This window comes from Streptacidiphilus sp. PAMC 29251 (genome assembly GCF_054208735.2).
Window position 1 is genome coordinate 1,385,808 of the sequence record NZ_CM135725.2, and the last position, 18,595, is coordinate 1,404,402.

At 70.1% G+C, this 18,595-nt stretch carries 16 protein-coding genes and 2 pseudogenes; 11 read left to right on the forward strand and 7 right to left on the reverse strand.

Annotated features, from left to right (window positions below):
* Positions 1 to 60 precede the first annotated feature (60 nt).
* The 5 genes from ACXKR8_RS06505 (at position 61) to ACXKR8_RS06525 (ending at position 5,880) form a co-directional block, all read left to right on the forward strand.
* Positions 61 to 993 carry a slipin family protein gene (locus ACXKR8_RS06505; RefSeq protein ID WP_462100365.1) on the forward strand — a complete coding sequence of 311 codons (933 nt, stop codon included), beginning with the start codon at positions 61 to 63 and terminating at the stop codon, positions 991 to 993.
* A gap of 164 nt (positions 994 to 1,157) precedes the next feature.
* Entirely contained in the window at positions 1,158 to 2,576 is a 1,419-nt protein-coding gene (locus ACXKR8_RS06510; protein WP_458274913.1) for an amino acid permease, read from the forward strand.
* 35 nt (positions 2,577 to 2,611) lie between these two features.
* The gene (locus ACXKR8_RS06515; RefSeq protein WP_458271939.1) at positions 2,612 to 3,871 is read left to right on the forward strand and encodes an arginine deiminase; all 1,260 of its coding nucleotides are present in this window, start codon (positions 2,612 to 2,614) and stop codon (positions 3,869 to 3,871) included.
* A 10-nt stretch (positions 3,872 to 3,881) separates the two neighbouring features.
* Positions 3,882 to 4,907 (forward strand): ornithine carbamoyltransferase, encoded by a 1,026-nt coding sequence (argF, locus tag ACXKR8_RS06520; protein WP_458271940.1) that lies wholly within the window; start codon positions 3,882 to 3,884, stop codon positions 4,905 to 4,907.
* Between the two features lies 1 nt (position 4,908).
* Positions 4,909 to 5,880 (forward strand): carbamate kinase, encoded by a 972-nt coding sequence (locus ACXKR8_RS06525; RefSeq protein ID WP_458271941.1) that lies wholly within the window; start codon positions 4,909 to 4,911, stop codon positions 5,878 to 5,880.
* Positions 5,881 to 5,914: 34 nt separating this feature from the next.
* Here the strand turns inward: ACXKR8_RS06525 and ACXKR8_RS06530 are convergent, their stop codons facing one another.
* The gene (locus tag ACXKR8_RS06530; protein WP_458271942.1) at positions 5,915 to 6,553 is read right to left on the reverse strand and encodes a hypothetical protein; all 639 of its coding nucleotides are present in this window, start codon (positions 6,551 to 6,553) and stop codon (positions 5,915 to 5,917) included.
* A 443-nt stretch (positions 6,554 to 6,996) separates the two neighbouring features.
* Between ACXKR8_RS06530 and ACXKR8_RS06535 the strand changes: the two genes are divergently transcribed.
* The 5 genes from ACXKR8_RS06535 (at position 6,997) to ACXKR8_RS06555 (ending at position 13,085) form a co-directional block, all read left to right on the forward strand.
* Positions 6,997 to 8,298 carry a hypothetical protein gene (locus ACXKR8_RS06535; protein ID WP_458271943.1) on the forward strand — a complete coding sequence of 434 codons (1,302 nt, stop codon included), beginning with the start codon at positions 6,997 to 6,999 and terminating at the stop codon, positions 8,296 to 8,298.
* Between the two features lie 145 nt (positions 8,299 to 8,443).
* The gene (locus ACXKR8_RS06540; RefSeq protein ID WP_458271944.1) at positions 8,444 to 8,701 is read left to right on the forward strand and encodes a Smr/MutS family protein; all 258 of its coding nucleotides are present in this window, start codon (positions 8,444 to 8,446) and stop codon (positions 8,699 to 8,701) included.
* A gap of 424 nt (positions 8,702 to 9,125) precedes the next feature.
* The gene (locus ACXKR8_RS06545) at positions 9,126 to 10,067 is read left to right on the forward strand and encodes an SMP-30/gluconolactonase/LRE family protein (protein ID WP_458271945.1); all 942 of its coding nucleotides are present in this window, start codon (positions 9,126 to 9,128) and stop codon (positions 10,065 to 10,067) included.
* A 172-nt stretch (positions 10,068 to 10,239) separates the two neighbouring features.
* Positions 10,240 to 11,523 (forward strand): hypothetical protein, encoded by a 1,284-nt coding sequence (locus ACXKR8_RS06550; RefSeq protein WP_458271946.1) that lies wholly within the window; start codon positions 10,240 to 10,242, stop codon positions 11,521 to 11,523.
* Positions 11,524 to 11,633: 110 nt separating this feature from the next.
* Positions 11,634 to 13,085, forward strand: coding sequence for an amidase (locus ACXKR8_RS06555; protein WP_458271947.1), 1,452 nt, complete (start codon positions 11,634 to 11,636; stop codon positions 13,083 to 13,085).
* 47 nt (positions 13,086 to 13,132) lie between these two features.
* Here ACXKR8_RS06555 and ACXKR8_RS06560 read toward each other — a convergent pair whose 3' ends face one another.
* Together ACXKR8_RS06560 and ACXKR8_RS06565 are read right to left on the reverse strand one after the other, a co-directional pair.
* The gene (locus tag ACXKR8_RS06560) at positions 13,133 to 13,669 is read right to left on the reverse strand and encodes a hypothetical protein (protein WP_458275300.1); all 537 of its coding nucleotides are present in this window, start codon (positions 13,667 to 13,669) and stop codon (positions 13,133 to 13,135) included.
* Between the two features lie 49 nt (positions 13,670 to 13,718).
* Positions 13,719 to 13,769: pseudogene (locus tag ACXKR8_RS06565) on the reverse strand (hypothetical protein); the annotation flags it as partial.
* 95 nt (positions 13,770 to 13,864) lie between these two features.
* Between ACXKR8_RS06565 and ACXKR8_RS06570 the strand changes: the two are divergent.
* Complete coding sequence (locus ACXKR8_RS06570; RefSeq protein ID WP_458271948.1) at positions 13,865 to 14,923, forward strand: Rv2578c family radical SAM protein; 1,059 nt, start codon at positions 13,865 to 13,867, stop codon at positions 14,921 to 14,923.
* Positions 14,924 to 15,106: 183 nt separating this feature from the next.
* Here the strand turns inward: ACXKR8_RS06570 and ACXKR8_RS06575 are convergent, their stop codons facing one another.
* The 4 genes and pseudogenes from ACXKR8_RS06575 to ACXKR8_RS06590 all read right to left on the reverse strand — a co-directional run bounded on the left by ACXKR8_RS06575 (position 15,107) and on the right by ACXKR8_RS06590 (position 18,583).
* Complete coding sequence (locus ACXKR8_RS06575; protein ID WP_458271949.1) at positions 15,107 to 15,550, reverse strand: DUF3592 domain-containing protein; 444 nt, start codon at positions 15,548 to 15,550, stop codon at positions 15,107 to 15,109.
* A 398-nt stretch (positions 15,551 to 15,948) separates the two neighbouring features.
* A pseudogene (locus ACXKR8_RS06580) lies at positions 15,949 to 16,845 on the reverse strand (SAM-dependent methyltransferase); the annotation flags it as partial.
* Positions 16,842 to 17,468, reverse strand: coding sequence for a cysteine hydrolase family protein (locus tag ACXKR8_RS06585; protein WP_458271950.1), 627 nt, complete (start codon positions 17,466 to 17,468; stop codon positions 16,842 to 16,844). The gene ACXKR8_RS06585 and the pseudogene ACXKR8_RS06580, both read right to left, overlap by 4 nt.
* The gene (locus tag ACXKR8_RS06590) at positions 17,465 to 18,583 is read right to left on the reverse strand and encodes an isocitrate/isopropylmalate family dehydrogenase (protein WP_458271951.1); all 1,119 of its coding nucleotides are present in this window, start codon (positions 18,581 to 18,583) and stop codon (positions 17,465 to 17,467) included. The genes ACXKR8_RS06585 and ACXKR8_RS06590 overlap by 4 nt, the downstream gene beginning before the upstream one ends.
* Between the last annotated feature and the right edge of the window lie 12 nt (positions 18,584 to 18,595).

Consider the following 18,595-nt stretch of genomic DNA (forward strand, 5'->3'; position numbering starts at 1 on the left):
CAATGGCCCTCTGCCCGGCCCCCACCGGTCCCTGCACCAGCGGTGCCACGCGGAACCAGGATGGGGATCAACGGCGCACCCGCCGGGATCCGCCCGCCCTACGAACCGAGGCGCACCATGCCCGTTCTGATCGTCATCATCGTGGTACTCGTACTCCTGGCCGTGCTGGCGATGACGGTGAAGATCGTCAAGCAGTACGAGCAGGGCGTCCTGTTCCGGCTGGGACGCGTGCTCGGGGAGCGCGAGCCCGGGCTGCGGTTCATCATCCCGTTCGTCGACGTGCTGCACCGGGTCTCGCTGCGGATCGTGACCATGCCGATCCAGTCGCAGGGCATCATCACCCGCGACAACGTCAGCGTCGACGTCTCCGCCGTCGCCTACTTCCGGGTGGTCGACCCGGTGAAGTCGGTGGTCGCGATCGAGAACGTCTACTCCGCGATCGACCAGATCGCCCAGACCACCCTGCGCAAGGTCGTCGGCCAGCACACCCTGGACGAGACGCTGTCCGAGACCGACGCGATCAACCTCGACATCCGCGAGATCCTGGACGTGGCCACCGTCGAGTGGGGCGTGCAGGTGACCCTGGTGGAGCTGAAGGACATCCAGCTGCCGGACAGCATGAAGCGGGCGATGGCCCGTCAGGCCGAGGCCGAGCGGGAGAAGCGCGCCAAGATCATCAACGCCGAGGGCGAGTCCCTGGCCGCCGCCGCCCTGGGCGACGCCGCCGACATCATGGCCGCCCACCCGATCGCCCTCCAGCTGCGGAACCTGCAGAGCCTGGTGGAGATCGGCGTCGACAAGAACACCACCGTGGTCTTCCCCGCCCCGCTGATGAGCACCATCGGCGAACTGGGCTCCTTCCTGGCCCGTGAGAGCGCCGCCGCCGCGCCCCTCGTCCCGCCGACCGATCCGGTGGGCCCGGTCGTGACCACGTCCAGGGGCGACATCCCGATCAACGGCAGCGCTCCCACCCCCCTCGTCACCAGCCACTAGCCACCACCCCTGCCCCAGGGCCGCCCGGCGGACGCCGGCGGCGGTCCTGAACGGTGAACAGATGTGAGGACGACCCCGTGAGCACAGAGGCCGGAAACAGCCCGCCCGACACCACACCGACAGCGAAGGAGCCGGACACCCCGGACGGGGCCGAGAAGAAACGGATGTTCGGACTGCCGACCGCGACCGCGCTGGTCATCGGCTCGGTGATCGGGACCGGGGTGTTCGCCCTGCCGACCGCGCTGGCCCCGTACGGGCCGATCAGCCTGGTCGCATTCGTGCTGGTCACCATCGGTGCGCTGGCGCTGGCGTTCACCTTCGGCGCCCTGTCCAAGCGGGTGCCGGGCTCGGGCGGCCCCTACGTCTACGCACGGGACGCCTTCGGGGACTTCGCCGGCTTCCTCAACGCCTGGTCGTACTGGATCACCGCGTGGGCGGGCAACGCCGCCATCGTGGTGGCCTGGGTCGGCTATGTCGAGGTGTTCGTCAACACCGGCCACACCAAGCTCTGGTCCATCGTCATCGCCATGGTGGGGCTGTGGATCCCGGCGCTGATCAACCTCTCCGGCATCCGGAACATGGCGGTCACTCAGATCGTCACCACCGTGCTGAAGTTCATCCCGCTGCTGTTCATGGCCACCGTGGGGCTGCTGTTCATCAAGTCGGCCAACTTCGGTTCCTTCAACGCCAGCGGCACCTCGGCCGGCGCGGCGATCTCCGCCGCCGCCGCGATCGCGCTGTTCAGCTACCTCGGCATCGAGACCGCCTCCGTCGCGGCCGGCCGGGTACGGAACCCGAAGCGCAACGTGGGCCGCGCCACCGTGCTCGGCACCATCGGCTGCGCGGTGGTCTACATCCTGGGCACGATGACCGTCTTCGGCACGGTCTCCAACGCCGCCCTGCAGAAGTCGACCGCGCCGTTCACCGACTCCGCCAACGCCATCTTCGGCGGCCACTGGGCCGGCCAGGCCGTCGCCGTCGCGGCGATCGTCTCCGGCCTGGGCGCGCTGATCGGGTGGACCCTGATCGTCGCCGAGATGCCGATGGCCGCCGCCAAGGACCGTCTGTTCCCGTCCGCCTTCGGCCGGACCCGCCGGGGCGTCCCGGTCTTCGGCATCATCAGCTCGACCCTGCTCGCCTCGGTGCTCACCGCCGTCAGCTACACCCAGTTCCAGAAGGTCTTCACCACCCTGGTCCTGCTGTCCGTGGTCACCGCCGTCATCCCGTACCTGTTCAGCGCCGGGGCGCAGCTCTACTGGCTGCTGACCCGGGGCCGGGCGACCAGCTGGCCGCACCTGGCCCGCGACTGCGGGGTGTCCGCCGTGGCGCTGGCGTTCTCGTTCTGGTCGCTGGCCGGCAGCGGCTACCAGGCCGTCTACTACGGCCTGTTCGTCCTGCTGCTGGGCCTGCCGGTCTACATCTGGCTCAAGGTCGGACGCAAGGAGTACGGCGAGAGCCTGGTCATCCCCTACGACGCCACCGCGGCGCTCGACCCGCCGAACTCCGCCCCGCCGACCGCCGCCCCGGCTGCGGCGACGAACGAGCAGCCCGACGCCGGACTCGCCGCCAGTGGCGCCAAGTGATCCACCCATCCGCCCAACGCTTCGAGGAGCCACCCATGACCACCACCACCCGCACCCTCGGCGTCCACTCCGAGGTCGGCCGGCTGCGCGAGGCCATCGTCCACCGCCCCGGCCTGGAGCTGAACCGGCTGACCCCGGGCAACTGCGACGAGCTGCTGTTCGACGACGTGCTGTGGGCCGACAAGGCCCGCGAGGAGCACGACGCCTTCGCCCAGGTGCTGCGCGACCACGGCACCGCGGTGCACTACTTCGACATCCTGCTCGCCGAGGCGCTCGCCCAGCCCGAGGCCAGGGCGTTCGTCCTGGACCGGCTGTGCACCCCGGAGCTGGTCGGCCCCACCCTGGCCGGACCGCTGCGCGCGCTGGCCGACGACGCCGACCCGGCCACCCTGGCCGAGCTGCTCATCGGCGGCGTCACCCGCCAGGACCTCTCCCCGCTGCGGGTCCGCAGCCTGCGCTGGCACACCCTGGAGCTGGACGACTTCGTACTCCCGCCGCTGCCCAACACCCTGTTCCAGCGCGACAACTCGGCCTGGATCTACGGCGGCGTCACCATCAACCCGATGGCCAAGGCCGCCCGGCAGCGCGAGTCGCTGCACAGCCGCGCCGTCTACGGCTTCCACCCGCTGTTCACCGGGACGGCCTTCCCGGTCTACTACGGCGACGACGACGTCAACCACCAGCCGGCCACCCTGGAGGGCGGCGACATCCACGTCCTGGGACGCGGCGTGGTGCTGATCGGCATGGGTGAGCGGACCACCCCCACCGGCGTGGAGATCCTGGCCCGCGAGCTGTTCCGCAGCGGCCAGGCCAGCACCGTGATCGCGGTCCAGCTGCCCAAGTCGCACGCGTTCATGCACCTGGACACCGTGCTGACCATGATCGACACCGACACCTTCGTCCGCTACCCCAACCTGGACCCCAAGGCCATGCGGACCTGGGTGATCGTCCCCGCCGACCCGGAGGAGGTCGTCGAGCACGACACCGGCGCCCTGCACGTCGAGCACCGCGACGACCTGTTCGCCACCATCGCCGACGCCCTGGGACTGGACAAGATCCGGGTGCTGTCCGCCGACGAGGACGCCCGCGCGGCCGAGCGCGAGCAGTGGGACGACGCCAACAACTACCTCACCCTCTCCCCCGGCGTGGTCGTCGGCTACGAGCGCAACACCGTGACCAACGGCATGCTGCGCGACAACGGCATCGAGGTCATCAGCATCCCCGGCAGCGAACTCGGCCGCGGCCGGGGCGGCGCCCGCTGCATGACCTGCCCCACCCAGCGCGACGGAATCTGAGGCCCACACCATGACCAGCACCACCACCCCCGCCCCCACGGCCACTCGCCACCCCGGCTCGCTGCTCAAGGAGTTGGACCTGGACAAGGCCCGCTTCCTGGCCCTGCTCGGCCTGGCCGCCCAGCTCAAGCAGGCCAAGCAGGACGGCACGGAGACCCCCCGGATGACCGGCCGCAACATCGCCCTGGTCTTCGAGAAGAGCTCCACCCGCACCCGCTGCGCCTTCGAGGTCGCCGCCCACGACCAGGGTGCCCACGTCACCTACCTCGGCCCCGAGGGCTCCCACATCGGACGCGAGGAGTCGATCCGCGACACCGCCCGAGTGCTCGGCCGGATGTTCGACGGAATCGAGTTCCGCGGCTTCGCCCAGGACACCGTGGAGCAGCTGGCCGACCACGCGGGCGTCCCGGTCTGGAACGGCCTCACCGACGCCTGGCACCCCACCCAGATGCTCGCCGACGTGCTCACCATGACCGAGCACCACCCCGGCCCGATCGAGCGGATCGCCTACTGCTTCCTGGGCGACGGCCGCAACAACGTCGCCCGCTCGCTGCTGGTCACCGGCGCGCTGCTGGGCATGGACGTGCGCATCGCCGCGCCTCGCTCGCTCTGGCCCCCGCAGGACGTGATCGACACCGCCCACCGGCTCGCCGAGACCAGCGGCGCGCGCGTGCTGGTCACCGAGGACGTCGAGCGGGGCGTCGCGGGCGTGGACTTCGTCTACACCGACGTCTGGGTCAGCATGGGCGAGTCGGACGAGGAGTGGGCAGCGCGGATACCGCTGCTGCTGCCGTACCGGGTCACCGAGAAGGTCATGCTCGGCTCGGGCCGGCCCGACACCGGGTTCCTGCACTGCCTGCCCTCGGTCCACGACCGCAGCACCCAGCTCGGCGCACGGCTGTTCAACCAGCACGGCCTGGACGGCGCGGAGGTCACCGACGAGGTCTTCGAATCCCCGCGCTCAATGGTGTTCGACCAGGCCGAGAACCGACTGCACACCATCAAGGCCGTCATGGTCGCCGCCCTGGGCGCCTGAGGTGCGGATCGTGGTGGCACTGGGCGGCAACGCCCTGCTGAGGCGCGGCGAGAAGCCCGACGCCAGCGTCCAGATCGAGCACGTCCGCGCCGCCGCCGAGGCCCTGGCACCCTTGGCGCGGCAGCACCAGCTGATCATCTGTCACGGCAACGGCCCCCAGGTCGGCATGCTCTCGCTGGAGAGCGAGAACGACCCGGCCCTGAGCCGCCCCTACCCGATGGACGTCCTGGTCGCGCAGACCCAGGGCATGATCGGCTACTGGCTGGCCCAGTGCCTGCGCAACGCCGGAGTGACCGGGCCCGTGCTCAGCCTGGTCACCCAGACTCAGGTCGACCCCGCGGACCCGGCCTTCGCCACCCCGACCAAGTTCGTCGGCCCCGTCTACAGTGCGCAGCAGGCAGGGGAGTTGGCCGACCAGCACAGCTGGTCCATCGCCGCCGACGGCGACCACTGGCGCCGGGTCGTCCCCTCCCCCGAGCCGCAGCGGATCATCGAACAGGATTCCATCACCCACCTGTTGGAGCAGCACGCCGTGGTCATCTGCGGCGGCGGTGGCGGGGCCCCGGTCACCGCGGACGGCACCGGGCGGCTGACCGGAGTGGAGGCGGTGGTCGACAAGGACGCCACCGCCGCCCTGCTCGCCATCGCGGTCGGAGCCGACCGACTGCTCGTGCTCACCGACGTGGCCGCCGTGATGGCGCACTTCAGCACCCCGCAGGCCGCGGAGCTGCGCCGACTGGACCTCGACGAGCTGGCCGCGCTGCGCTTCCCGGCCGGCTCGATGGGTCCGAAGATCGACGCCTGCCGCCGCTTCGTCGCCACCACCGGCAACACCGCCGCCATCGGCTCCCTCGCCGACGCGGCCGCCGTCCTGGACGGCACCGCCGGAACCACCCTCACCGAGGCCGTGGACGCACGGATGCGGGACCTCCCCGAGATCCTCAACCCGGGTCGGGTCGGGAGCGCAGGCTGATCAGCACGACTGCGGACGCGGCGGCGGGCCGGGTTCAGTCGACGAGTGCGGCTGCGGCGCAGGCCAGCAGGGCGAGGCCGGTCAGAACGCCGAAGAGAAGGAGCAGGCGCAGGACAGGTCGGCTGACGGCGTCGAAGATGCCTTCGTGGCGGGTGGGCAGCACGCCCTGCAGAGCCTCCGCCAGGGAGTTGGCCAACAGGAACACCGTTCCGCCCAGAGAGGCGAACACCAGGGCGACTTCCCCCGCTGCCTCGGCAGGGCTGGTTGTGTCGAACATGCCGTTCGGTTCGCGGCGCAATTGCTTGGTCGCGCCGGCGCTCAGGCTCCCAATCCCCTGGGTCGCGGCGTGCGGGTCGGTCAGGGTGCCGTCCTGGGAGACGAAGGTGCCCTGGCAGGTCGTGTCCGGAGTCTGGTCCGCGCCGGTCAGCGCGACCTGGCAGGTCCTGGCGGTGAACGTCCCGGCCGTCCCGGCCAGGCCCGTGGTGGTGCGGAAGGCCTGAACGCCCACGTAGCACAACCCGAGCGCAGCGCAGGCCGCCACCAGGAAGGCGAGCGCCTTCAGCAGGTCCACCGCGCTGCGCAGCAGCGCGCGGCCCCTGCGTCGCGCGGATCCCCGCCCCGCGGTCCTGTCCTGCAGACCGGCCTTGTCGCGTAACGCCCGTCGATCCTGCATCCGCCCGCCCCCCTTGCCCACGTTGCCTTGCCTGCCCCCAGCATGGCGGTGTTCCGGTGCCGAACGGGAGAGGGCGTCGTGACCGGACCAAGGGCGAACGACGGCACCGCTGTTTGCGACGGTGGAGCTGGAGTTCGAACCCGAGTTCGCCCGGACAGCGGGTGCCGACGCGGGGGGGGCGGGCGACGCGGGAGACCACGAAGAGTCCGCCGCTCTGCTGGCGACAGGCATCAGCGAACTCGAAGAGCTCGCGCGGGACGGGGCCCCGGGCCTGGCGGGTGTCGCTGTCGCATCCGCACGTGAGCTGCTTCAGGGCGCTGTGGAGACCTTGCAGGCCCCGCAGGAACGTGGCTGAGCCGAAGCAGGCGTCCGCGATACTCGCTACCCACCCGCGCCCTCGCTGCGCCATGATGTGTGATCATCTCTGCTCTCGCGATTGGCTCATGGTGTCCCAGCAGTTCAGCCACAGACGACGTGTTCGCAGCACCGCCTCGGCCGTCGCCCTGCTCCTCACCCTCGCCGGAACGACCCTGACGGGCTGCCGGATCGGGCCCGTGCCGGAGAAGCTGCTGCCCGCCAAGCAGCTGAAGGGCGAACTACTGACGGCACCGCTCGGCTCAAAGCCCTTCGCCCGTGGCACGCTGGCGCCCGGCGGCATCCTCACCCTGGACCAGTTCGTGGACGGCCACTTCGCTGTCAAGGATCGCGCGGACGAGAAGGAGATCGCCCGCCAGCAGGGCCTCGCCCGTGCCGCGGAGACCAACTGGAATGCGCCGGACGGCACCCAGGCCGATGTCTTCCTGATTCAGTTCGGCAAGTCCGAGGGAGCCGCAGACTTCGTCAGCGGGGTCTCGGAGGCCACGGCCGCAGACGAGTCACCGAACCGGCCGTTGTCCGCGCCGGCCGGCATACCGGGGGCCGAGGCCTGGACTGCCGGCGCTGTGAACAGCGTCGGGAACTTCCGTCAGACCGCCTGGTTCGCCGTGGGCAACGTCGCGGTCGATCTCACCTACTACACGCCCGGCCGACCCAACCCCGCCGGGCTGAGCCAACTGGCACGAGCCCAGTACGCGCGGCTGGTGGGGCACGTGACCACTCCGTCACCGCAACCGGTGTCCACCGCCGTCGCACCCGCCCCGACCAGCACGGCCCCGGCCACAGCGACGGCGGCCGACAAGAGCCGACTGCTGCGCGATCTGACGGCGGCGCCGAAGGGCTCCCGTCCCTGGGCGAAGTCCAGCACAAACGGGCCCACCGGCATCCTTACGCTGACACAACTGCTGGTGCGCTATGCCGACTCCACCGACCGCGAGCTGGTCAGTAATGAGGAGCTCGACCGGGGCTTCCAGTTCGCAGTCCGGAAGAACTGGCATGCGAGCGACGGAAGCCAGGTCGACATCAACCTGCTCCAGTTCAGTACCGCGACCGGGGCACAGAGTTTCACCCTCGCCTACCAGAGCTCGACCGGGGACGATGTCGGCGCCGATGGTACCTTCCCGGTTCCCGGCAGTGGCGACGCCCAGGCCTTCCAGCACCCCAAGCTCACCGTGGACGGCGACATCTGGACCGAGAGCTATGCCGTGATCGGCAATGTCGCCATCGACGTCGACTTCTGGATGCCGGCCAAGGCCGACCGCAAGGCCGCGACGGCACTGTTCCAGAAGCAGTACGCCACGCTGATGGCCGACCCGACGGTCGCTGCGGCGGCTGCGGCAGCGCCTGCCCTTCCCACTCCGGCCCACTGACCCGGTGACCCGGTGACCCGATCATTCGGTAACCCCGATGACTCGGTGACCCGGTGTCAGGTTCCTGGTGCGGGGAGGGCGAATGGGGCTATGGTGCGACAGTGATCGTTGACGACCGACCTGCGGCATCCGGAGGCGATGCCGGATGCTGAGTCTGGACCTGCACCCGATCTACCGCAACAACCGAGACATCGAACTTGCCCTGCGCCAGTTCCTCTTCGCCGCGACGCGCTCCGGCGAATCCGTGGTCGAGATCATCCCCGGCAAGGGCTCGGGCCAGCTGAAGCGGCGAGTGCTGGCCTTTCTCGACCAGAAGCACATCAGGAAGCTCTACCTCCGCCACGAATCAGCCCCGGGCAACGAGGGACGCATTCTCGTCCACTTCCGTGACCAGGGGCGATGATGACGTCCGCCTGACCGCGAGGACCTGCTCATCCAGCGTGTCCTGGACATCCCGCCGAAGCGGTTCGACAAGAGGACCGTCACGTTCCTGACCTGCGGTCCCGTGACGTGCTCCAGGATCGCACGGGCCGTCAGATGGCAGCCCGGCGTGCTTCACCTGAATCCGCACGGGAGCAGCAGGATGACATCGGGCCGGGCCTCGGGCAGCGTATCCACAGCCTCCTGGAAGCCCCGCCCCTGACCGCCTACGCCTTCGCCGCATCCGGCCCCCCGCGAACGCACCCGCGCCGCAGCAGAGTTACAGAGCTGCAGTGCTATAGAGCTACAGAGACTGGACGATGACACCCAAGCCTGAACTGCACCCGGTCCGCTGGCGCCCCCCGGCCCGTCCCGAACGCGCTCGGCGCCGTGCCGGAAGCGAACCGATGACCCTCTGCCGCCGCATCCCGCTGCCCGGCACGGGCCCCGAGGACGTGGTCGCCGACAGCAAGGGCACGCTCTACACCGGGCTGGCCGACGGAAGCATCGTGGCCCTCGACGTCGACGCCGGGACCGTCCGCACGGTCGCCCGCACCGGTGGCCGACCCCTGGGACTGCACCCCCTGCCCGACGGGCGCCTGCTGATCTGCGACGCCCAACGCGGACTGCTGCGCCTGGACCCCGACAGCGGCCGCATCGAACCCGTCCTCACCGAGATCCAGGGCGAGCGGCTGACCTGCTGCAGCAACGCCACCACGACCGCCGACGGCACGATCTACGTCAGCGACGCCAGCCGCCGCTTCAGCTTGGAGCACTGGAGGGGCGACCTGCTGGAACACTCCGGCACCGGACGGCTCATCCGCCTGGCCCCGGGCGAGGAGCCCGAAGTGCTCCTGGACGGCCTGCAGTTCGCCAACGGAGTCACCCTGGCCGGTGACGGCAGTTTTGTGACCGTCGCCGAAACGGGCGCGTACCGGCTGCGCCGGGTCCATCTCACCGGTGCGCGGGCCGGCCAGGACGACGTCCTGGCGGACAACCTTCCCGGATTTCCGGACAACCTCTCCACCGGACCGGACGGCCTGATCTGGGTCGCGCTGGCGGCAGCCCGCGATCCCCTACTGGACCTGCTGCACCGCTCCAGCCCGCTGCTGCGGCGAGCGCTGTGGCACGTTCCGCAGCGGTTGCAGCCCGACCCGCGTCCCACCACCTGGGCCATCGCCCTGGACAGCGAGGGCCGCACCGTCCACGACCTGCAGCGCAGCGACCTGCACTTCCGCATGGTCACCAGCGCCTGCGCCAGCGGTGGCCGCCTGTACCTCGGCAGCCTGGTCGAGAACGCCCTCCTGGAGATCGCACTACCGCACCCGTCGTCCAGCCTCCCGACCTGATGACTCCACCCAGCAGCCCGGTGCGGCCCGCGATCCGCGGTCGGCCGCCACGACGAGAGCACGGCCACCGCCCTGGGCGACGGCGCACCGGTGCCGCAGGAGCGAGGAACGGACCCGCTCACCCAAGCTCCCCGCTTCTCCGCATACGGTCTCGTCTGCTTAGATCACCCGCATGACGGACTGGTCCCAGCTCCGGCATGCTTACGGCACTGCGGAAGACATCCCCGACCTCCTCGACCGGGTCGACCCAGATCCGCAGGCCCGGGAATGGGGTGACCTCTGGTCCCGCCTGTGCCATCAAGGCACCGTCTACTCAGCCAGCTACGCGGCCCTGCCGGCGTTGACGCAGATGGCACGCCAGTGGTCACCCGCAGAACGCCATATGCCGCTCCTCCTGGCCGGCGCGATCGTGGCCAGTTCGGATCAGCCATACGGGCACGAAGACCCCCACGAGACGCATGCCACCGACATAACCGCGCTGCTGGGACTCGTCGAGGGGGCCGTCGCAGATCAGGGGACCGCTGTCGGCCGACTTCCTGGCTCACCCGGGCTGCGGGGTCCTGTCCGGTTCGATATCCCCGATGCAACCAGCCTGCCGTCGCGACTAGTGTTCGGGCAGGAGGTAGCCGTGGGTTCATCGACGCTGTACCAGGCGTGGGATGCGCTGCCCGACGCGAGCAGCGCGCTTGCGTACCTGCCGCCGACGCAGAACCGACGGGCAGGATGTCGGCCATCGATCGAGCCGGGGATGGGTATGGACGACTGGAGCTTTGGCGAGTGGCAGGGCGCGTTGGGCACTCTTGATGCTCACGACGCGGCTCTGGTGGGCCTGGCAGCGGCGGAACGGATCTCGGGTTGCCTCGGCGATGAGCGCTTTCTCCGGCATGGCAGTTCTGGATCCGAGATGGTCACGGAACTGCTCCAAAGGGCTTGGGTCAATGCCGCCGCGGCTGAGGATTCGTCCGCGGCTCGGATCCGCGAGCTTGCCGATCGACTGGCCGACTGGTCCGGCGAATATCTGACCCTGTCGCTGACCGAACTGTTCCATACGTATGGGTCACCGGCGGGAGACGGTGCTGACGAGGACAACGACGATCCTGCTGACGCAGCCGCCGACCTGGACGAGTTCATGGAAGAGGCGGTGCCGGAAGGTGCGGTGATGATGCATGTCGACGCTCTGACGGCCGTGGCGGAGGCCGTCGTTGCGTGCGCCGGTGGCCCCTGGGACGGCGCCCTTCGCTGCCTGCAGACAGTCGCGATGGCTGCGAGGCAGGGCGATCCCCAGCTCCCGGGACCGGGCGTCGAGCTTCAGCGGCAGCAAGAGGATCTCGCGCTGGTCAGGGCAGCCGGCCGCGAGGAGCGGGGCCGCACGTCGGCCGATCTGCGGGTTCGCGCCGAGGCGGATGCCCGTGGGTGGAAGCAGGCCACCGAGCGGCTCGACCTCCTGCACGACTGAGGGGCGACGACAGGAGTCGCTGCACGGCAGCCACATCGACCGAGGTCTCGAATTCCGTTGTGCGAAGCGGCATTTCGTGGCTCGTTCCAGGGGTCGGTACGGTCCGATGCATGGAGTGGATATTTCAGACGGCCGAAGAAATCGCGGCCGCCCTGCGTGCCGGTGAAGTGACCTCGGCGGAATTGACCGACCAGGCGATCATCCGTATCGAGCGGGACGACAAGGCGATCAACGCGATCTGTGTGCCGGACTTCGACCGTGCCCGAGCCGCCGCGCGCGGTGCCGACCAGGCGCGTGCCCGCGGTGAGGACCGGCCGCTGCTCGGCATTCCGGTGACGGTCAAGGAGTCCTACGACATCGCCGGGCTGCCCACGACCTGGGGCCTGCCGCTGCACCGGGACTACCTGCCGGCCGAGGACGCGGTACAGGTGTCGCGGCTCAAGGCCGCAGGCGCGGTGGTGCTCGGTAAGACCAATGTGCCCTTGGGGCTGCAGGATCTGCAGAGCTTCAACGAGATCTACGGCACCACCAACAACCCGTGGGATCACGGTCGCACGCCGGGTGGATCCTCCGGCGGATCAGCGGCGGCCCTGGCGTCCGGATTCGGCGCGCTGTCCATCGGCTCCGACATCGCCGGTTCGTTGCGCACCCCCGCACACTTCTGCGGTGTCTACGCGCACAAGCCGACACTCGGGCTGGCGGCGAACCGTGGGATGGTCCCGCCGCCCGGTCCGGCCCTGCCGGTCGAACTCGACCTCGCCGTCGTCGGTCCGATGGCACGCAGTGCCCGCGACCTCACACTCCTGCTCGAGGTCATGGCCGGACCGGACCCGCTGACCCACGGCGTGGCCTACGACCTGCGGCTGCCGCCGGCGCGTCACCAGCAGCTCCGCGACTTCAGGGTCCTGGTCATCGAGGACCATCCGCTCATCGCGACCGGATCGGCCGTGCGGGCGGGCGTCAACCGCGTGGCCGACGCGCTGGCCGACGGCGGGGCGCGCGTCGAACGGCGCAGCGCGCGGCTCCCCGACCTGAGCGAAGCCGCGACGCTCTACATGCGGTTGCTCGTGTCGGGCTCCGTCGCCCGCTTTCCCGTCGAAGCGCGCGAGCAGGTGCGGTCACGTGTGGCCGAACTGAGCGAGGACGACTGGAGTCTCGACGCGGCGCGGCTGCGCGGCATGGTGCTCAGCCATGGCGACTGGGTGGAGGTGAACGGCCGTCGCGAGCTCCACCGCCACGGCTGGCGGCACCTCTTCGCCGAGTTCGACGTCGTGGTGTGCCCGGTCACACCTACTCCGGCGTTCCCGCACGACCACCTTCCCAGTCCGCTGGAACGCCGGATCGACGTCGACGGTGTCTCGTACCCGTACTTCGACCAACTCGTCTGGGCCGGCCTGGCCACCATGCCCGGCCTACCCGCCACCGCGGTACCGGCGGGCCGGTCCCCCGAGGGCCTCCCGGTGGGAGTGCAGCTCATCGGTCCGATGCTCGAGGACCGTACCCCGCTGCGGCTGGCCGAACTGCTCGAGCAGAGGATCGGCGGCTTCCAGGCTCCGGAGTAGGGACATCCGCCACCGAGGGCAGTTCGCTCAGGCCGCTTGCGCCTGACCTATTGAGTCGGGACGCAGCTGGGTACCTGGAGCACCAGCAAGATGCCCAGTGCCTTCACCGGGCCGTCGAACCTGGCTATGAACAACAGGTGGTCCCCTGCGGGGATGGCACTGGGCCTGATCAGTTGGTACATCCCGGCGGGCCCGCCATGACCACCGGAGCCGGAGGGGGGCAGCACCTGCGCGAGGTTGTAGCGCCCGCTGTCGTCGTTCTCGATCGCTTCATGGCACGACGCCGACGGCGTCATCACCGCCGCGGGGATACCGGCCTGGTCCAGCGCGGCCTGAAGCCCAGGGACGCCCTTCGGGCCGAACAGCTGGACAGCGACCGTGCCGCCCGGCTTGGACTGCACCGCGTAGTCGGCGTTGACAATGTTCAGGTCACCGGTGCCCGGGGTGCCCGCGGTGCCCTGGAGGGTCGGCGTGGTCGGCGCGGCCGACGCCCCGGGCCCGGTGCCCGCGGTGCTGTGCGGTGTCGGCGCGGCCTGCTGGGTGCTCGGCGTCGTGGACAGCGGCGTGGGTCCGGCCGCCGGCAAGCAGAATCTTGCGGGCCCGGTGCAGCCGCACCTGGGCGGTGGCCGCACTGATACCCAGGGCCTGCGCCGCCTCGTGGACCGTCAGCCCGTCCAGGGCCACCAGCGGTCCCGGTTCGGGACGGGCCGAGACTTATTCGCTCATATGTTCTACTCTAAAATCGAAGACGTTATCGAACACACATACGAGGAGGTGGCATGCGCTGGCAGAACCTCGGCGCCGACAGCGCCACCGCGCCCGCGCTCTTCGGACTCGACGCGGTGACCCGCACCTTCGACACCCCGGAGTTCCGCGGCATCACCTTCCACGAGGTGCGCGCCCGGTCGATCATCAACCGGGTGCCGGGCACCTCCCGGATGGCGTTCGAATGCACCATCAACCCCTACCGGGGATGCAGCCACGCCTGCGTCTACTGCTTCGCCCGCAGCACCCACAGCTATCTCGACCTGGACACCGGGCACGACTTCGACAGCCAGATCGTCGTCAAGGTCAACGCCGCCGAACTGCTGCGCCGCGAACTGGCCGCGCCGCGCTGGCAGGGCGAGCACATCGCCATGGGCACCAACGTCGACTGCTACCAGCGCGCCGAGGGCCGCTACCAGCTGATGCCCGGCATCCTGGCAGCGCTGCGCGACCGGGCGAACCCCTTCTCCATCCTGACCAAGAGCTCACTCATCCTGCGCGACCTGGCGATCCTCGAACAGGCCGCCCAGGTCACCGAGGTGTCCACGGCCGTCTCGGTCGGTTTCACCGACCCCGACCTGTGGCGCAGCGTGGAACCCGGCACCCCCGCCCCCGGCAAACGTCTGGAGGTCTGCCGCACGCTGACCGACCACGGCATACGCTGCGGCGTGCTGATGGCGCCGGTACTCCCCCATCTCTCCGACTCCCCCGAGCAGTTGGACGCCACCGTCCGTGCCATCGCCGCCAGCGGTGCGACGTCCGTGACACCGCTGGTCCTGCACCTGCGCCCCGGTGCACGCGAGTGGTACTTCCAGTGGCTCGCCCAGCACCGGCCCGACCTGGTCCGCCGCTACGAGTCGCTCTACCGCGACAGCGCCTACGCCCCCGCCTGGTACCAGCGCCGCATCACCCGCCAGGTCCAGGAACTCGCCGCCGGGTACGGCATGCGCGATCAGCGGACCCCGCGCGGGGCGACACCGGAGCCTCCCTCGGACGAGCAGACCGTGGACACTCCGGCTCCGGCTCCGGCTCCGGCTCCGGCTCCGGCTCCGATGCAGCTCAGACTCATCTGACCAGCTGTCAGTGAAACCTGGTGGCAGCGGCGGCACCGTCCCGGTGCAGGCTTCGAGGCCCACGACAGGAACCGCGGCGGTCGGGAGGAGGCGCGGCGATGGTCGCCTCTGGGCTGGCCGCGGAGCTGCTGGTCGTGGTGGCGTGGACGTCACGCGTCGCGGCTTGGCTGAACCGGCCGCGCCCTACCCCCACGCCATTGTCGTCAGGGCAGCCAGGCCGAGTAACAGGCCGGCCAGCAGGGCAGTGCCCAGGCATATGGTCCAGACCCCGACGTCCGTTTCCTGCTCGTAGTCGGCCAGGTTGCCGAGGTAGCACCACGTGTCGGGGCGGTCCCACCGATAGAGCACGGGCACCTCCTCTCCCGGCTCCCATGGCTCGTCCAGCGGGTTCCCCTTCGCCCTGGCACGCACCAACCGGCCGGTCTCGATGGTGAATTCGAGAGTCGGCTGGTAACCCTTGCTGCTGTATTCATCCCCGTGGACATATCTGTGCCCGGTCACCACGCCAGTGGTGGCCTTCAGGAAGGCCCGCACGGACCTGGTGTGCAGCCGCATCACCACGGCGACACCTGTCATCAGGGCTACCGCCCCGGCCCACATCTCCATCAGAGGCAGGAACCTGATCAATTCGACGCTCCTTCCTGATGGCACTCGACAGACACATGGCCGTCTGCTCCGGGGCTGCGCGACAAGTCTGGCAGGGCCGCGATCCGGAGGAGACCGACACCCCCAATGCCGCCCACAGCGCCCGGCGCCGAGGAGGTCTACCAGGACACCGTCGAACTCGCCGACCGCCTGGACCACAGCCTGCTGCGGGCCCCCGGGAGCGGGAGCAGGTAACCCTGCGGACCCACCGGCACCAACGCACCCCCGCGTGACACCAGGTGAGCGGTGGCGACCCGGATGGTGGGGCCGGTGGTGTTCCACCGTTCGGCGGTCCGCCGTCGGCTGAGGGGCGTCGGGACCTCGCCGAACTCCTCGGCGCGGGCGGGCCGTAGCGCCCGCGCATCGCCGGTTCCGGCTGTTGGTTTGTCGGCGAACACCCAGCGGTTGTTCGCCAGCGCGTCGTCAGGCTCGGGACGCGGACCGCGTCCGTACTCGTGAGTGAACTCGAAGGGGGTGCGGGTGGTGGTGGACCAGCCTCTCCGTTCCAGATCGGCGGCGGAGTCGGGCCGCGGTTGCGGGTCGAACAGGGCGAGGAGGTCCACGCCGATCTGCTGTTTCGCCGAGGAGTAGACCGGGTTGTCGCGGACCGCGGGTCGTTCCGTGCCGAGTTTCACCTCGTAGGCCAGGGTGCTTCCGGCGGCGCTCAGCCGGTCCAGCGTGTCGATCAGGCGCTCCTCGGCGGCGCTCGAGAGGTAGAGCAGCAGCCCTTCGGCGAGCCAGGCGGTGGGGAGGTCCGGGTCGAAGCCGGCGTCGATCAGCGCACCGGCCCATGCGGTGTCCAGGTCGACGCCGATCGGTACCCGCGTGGTCGTCGCGGTGGCGTGCAGTGCGCCGAGCACGGTGTGTTTGAAGGCCAGGACCCCTGGCCGGTCGACCTCGAAGACCACGTGGCCGGGGGGCCAGTCGAGCCGGAAGGCACGGGTGTCCAGGCCCGCGCCGAGGATGACCGTCTGGCGGGCGCCCGCATGGGCCGACTGGTGCAGGTGGTCGTCGAGCACTCGGGTGCGCAGGCCGAAGTAGCGCCCCAGCCGTCCCCACAGGGGGTTGGCTTCCCCGTCGGGGACCTGGTTCGGGTGGACCGGCCAGCCGGCGGATGCCTGCGCGGCGCGGACGAAGTGCTCCGCGTAAACGTCGCTGGCCAGGGCGTCGCGGCGATGGCTTTCGATCGCCCGGGCCGCGGCCACCATCAGCGCGGTGAGGCCGACGCCTGTTTCCACTGCTGCCACGCCGGAGTGCGGGTGGCCGGTGTCGGTCATGCGTCCTTTCCCTTCGGGGACTGCGACCAGGAGGCGGACTGCTGGTGCGTCAGCAGGCGGGCGCCGTAGACCAGGTTCATGAAGCGAAGGATGTCGGCGTCCGGCAGGTGCAGGCTGGCGGTGCAGTCCGTCAGCACCGTCACATGGAAGCCCTTCTGGAAGGCCGTTCGCGCGGTCGAGTCCAGGCAGACATCGGTGTAGAGACCGGCGAAGACCAGGTGGCCGGTCTGATTGCGGACGAGGTGCTCCTGGAGCCCGTCGCCGAGAAAGGCGTCGAAGCACGCGCGCTTGGTGACGACCAACTCGCCCGGCTCCGGCGACACCTGGTGGAACTCGGCGCCCCAGGTGTCTTCGAGGCATTTGGGCTGCTTGCCCAGGACGAGGTCCCGCCGCTGCCAACTCGGCCCTTGGTAGCGGGTGTCGCCGAGGAATCTGACGAACACGACCTCCGTACCGCACGAGCGTGAGGTGTCGACGGCGCGTGCGGTGTTCGCCGCCACGGTGGCCAGCCTGGCGGGGTCGCGGTGTCTGGCGGCGGCGACCGGGCCGGCGCAGAAGTCGTTCTGCAGGTCGACGACGACCAGCGCCGTCCGGTCCTGGGACGTCCCGTCCCGGGAGGTCACGACGCGGCGTCCATCGCCGCCGCGCTGGGCACCGCACTGGGCACCGCACTGGGCACTGGCGTCCGGTCCGGGCCGGTCGTCTGCAGCGCCTGGAGGAAGGCGTCCACCACGGCCGTGGTGGAGTGTCGCCCGCCGAGGTCCGGGATGTGGATGCCCCGCCGGCCAAGGGATTCCAGAGCGCGTTCGGCCGCCGCCACCGCGCCCGCGCAGCCCGCGTGCCGTTCCGCGATCGCCGCGGCTGCCCGCAGCGTGGCCACCGGGTTGACCAGGTCCCTTCCCTCCAGGTCGTCGGCGGAGCCGTGCACGGTCTGGTACTCGACGAGTCCGGCCACGTCGGGGTGCAGCTGGATGTTCTCGGTGTAGCGGTTCTCCTGCCGCTCGGAGCCGAACCGGTCGAGCAGGACGACGTGCATGATGTCGGCCCACTCGTTGCCGGCGATGATCACGGTGCGGGCGGTCGAGCCGTGGGCGATCAGGTTGCGGTTCACGGTGTCCGGCTGGAACAGCCGGATCTCCACCCGGTGCCGGGCCGAGGCCTGCGCCACCCACTGGTCCAGGGCGCCGTCCAGCAGATGGAACTTGTACGCCATCACGACCGGGCCGATCTCGCCGTCGGGCCACTGTTGCCGCGCCCGCCACAGTGCGTAGTCGATGACCTTGTCGGTGATCTCCTGACTGAAGGCCATGGTCCGGGTGACCACACCGGGGGCGTGGTCGTTCTCTCCGGTGTAGAAGCCCTGGGCCTCGTCGCGGACCATCAGCAGGGGTGTGTCCGGGCCGCCGAGGACGTCGACCTTCACCGCTTGGAGCCGCTGGCGGACCAGGTACAGGGATTGGGCGTTGATCGCCGTGCGGAAGATCGCCGTCACACCGAGCCCGGCCTGGATCCGGCAGAACCGCTCATAGTGCTCGGCGTCCTCCTGCGTCCCCCGGCGGATCCGCTCCACATCGCCTTCGTCCCTCAGCGACACATAGGAGTGGTAGGTCCGCGGCGAACGGGCGATGTCGATATCGGTCGAGTACAACGCGCCGAACCTCCCCAGGGCGCGCTCGAAGACGGCGGCGATCTCCGTCCCCGTTCCCCGGCCGACAGCAAGTCCGATGACCGTTGTCACAGTGCTCCTTTC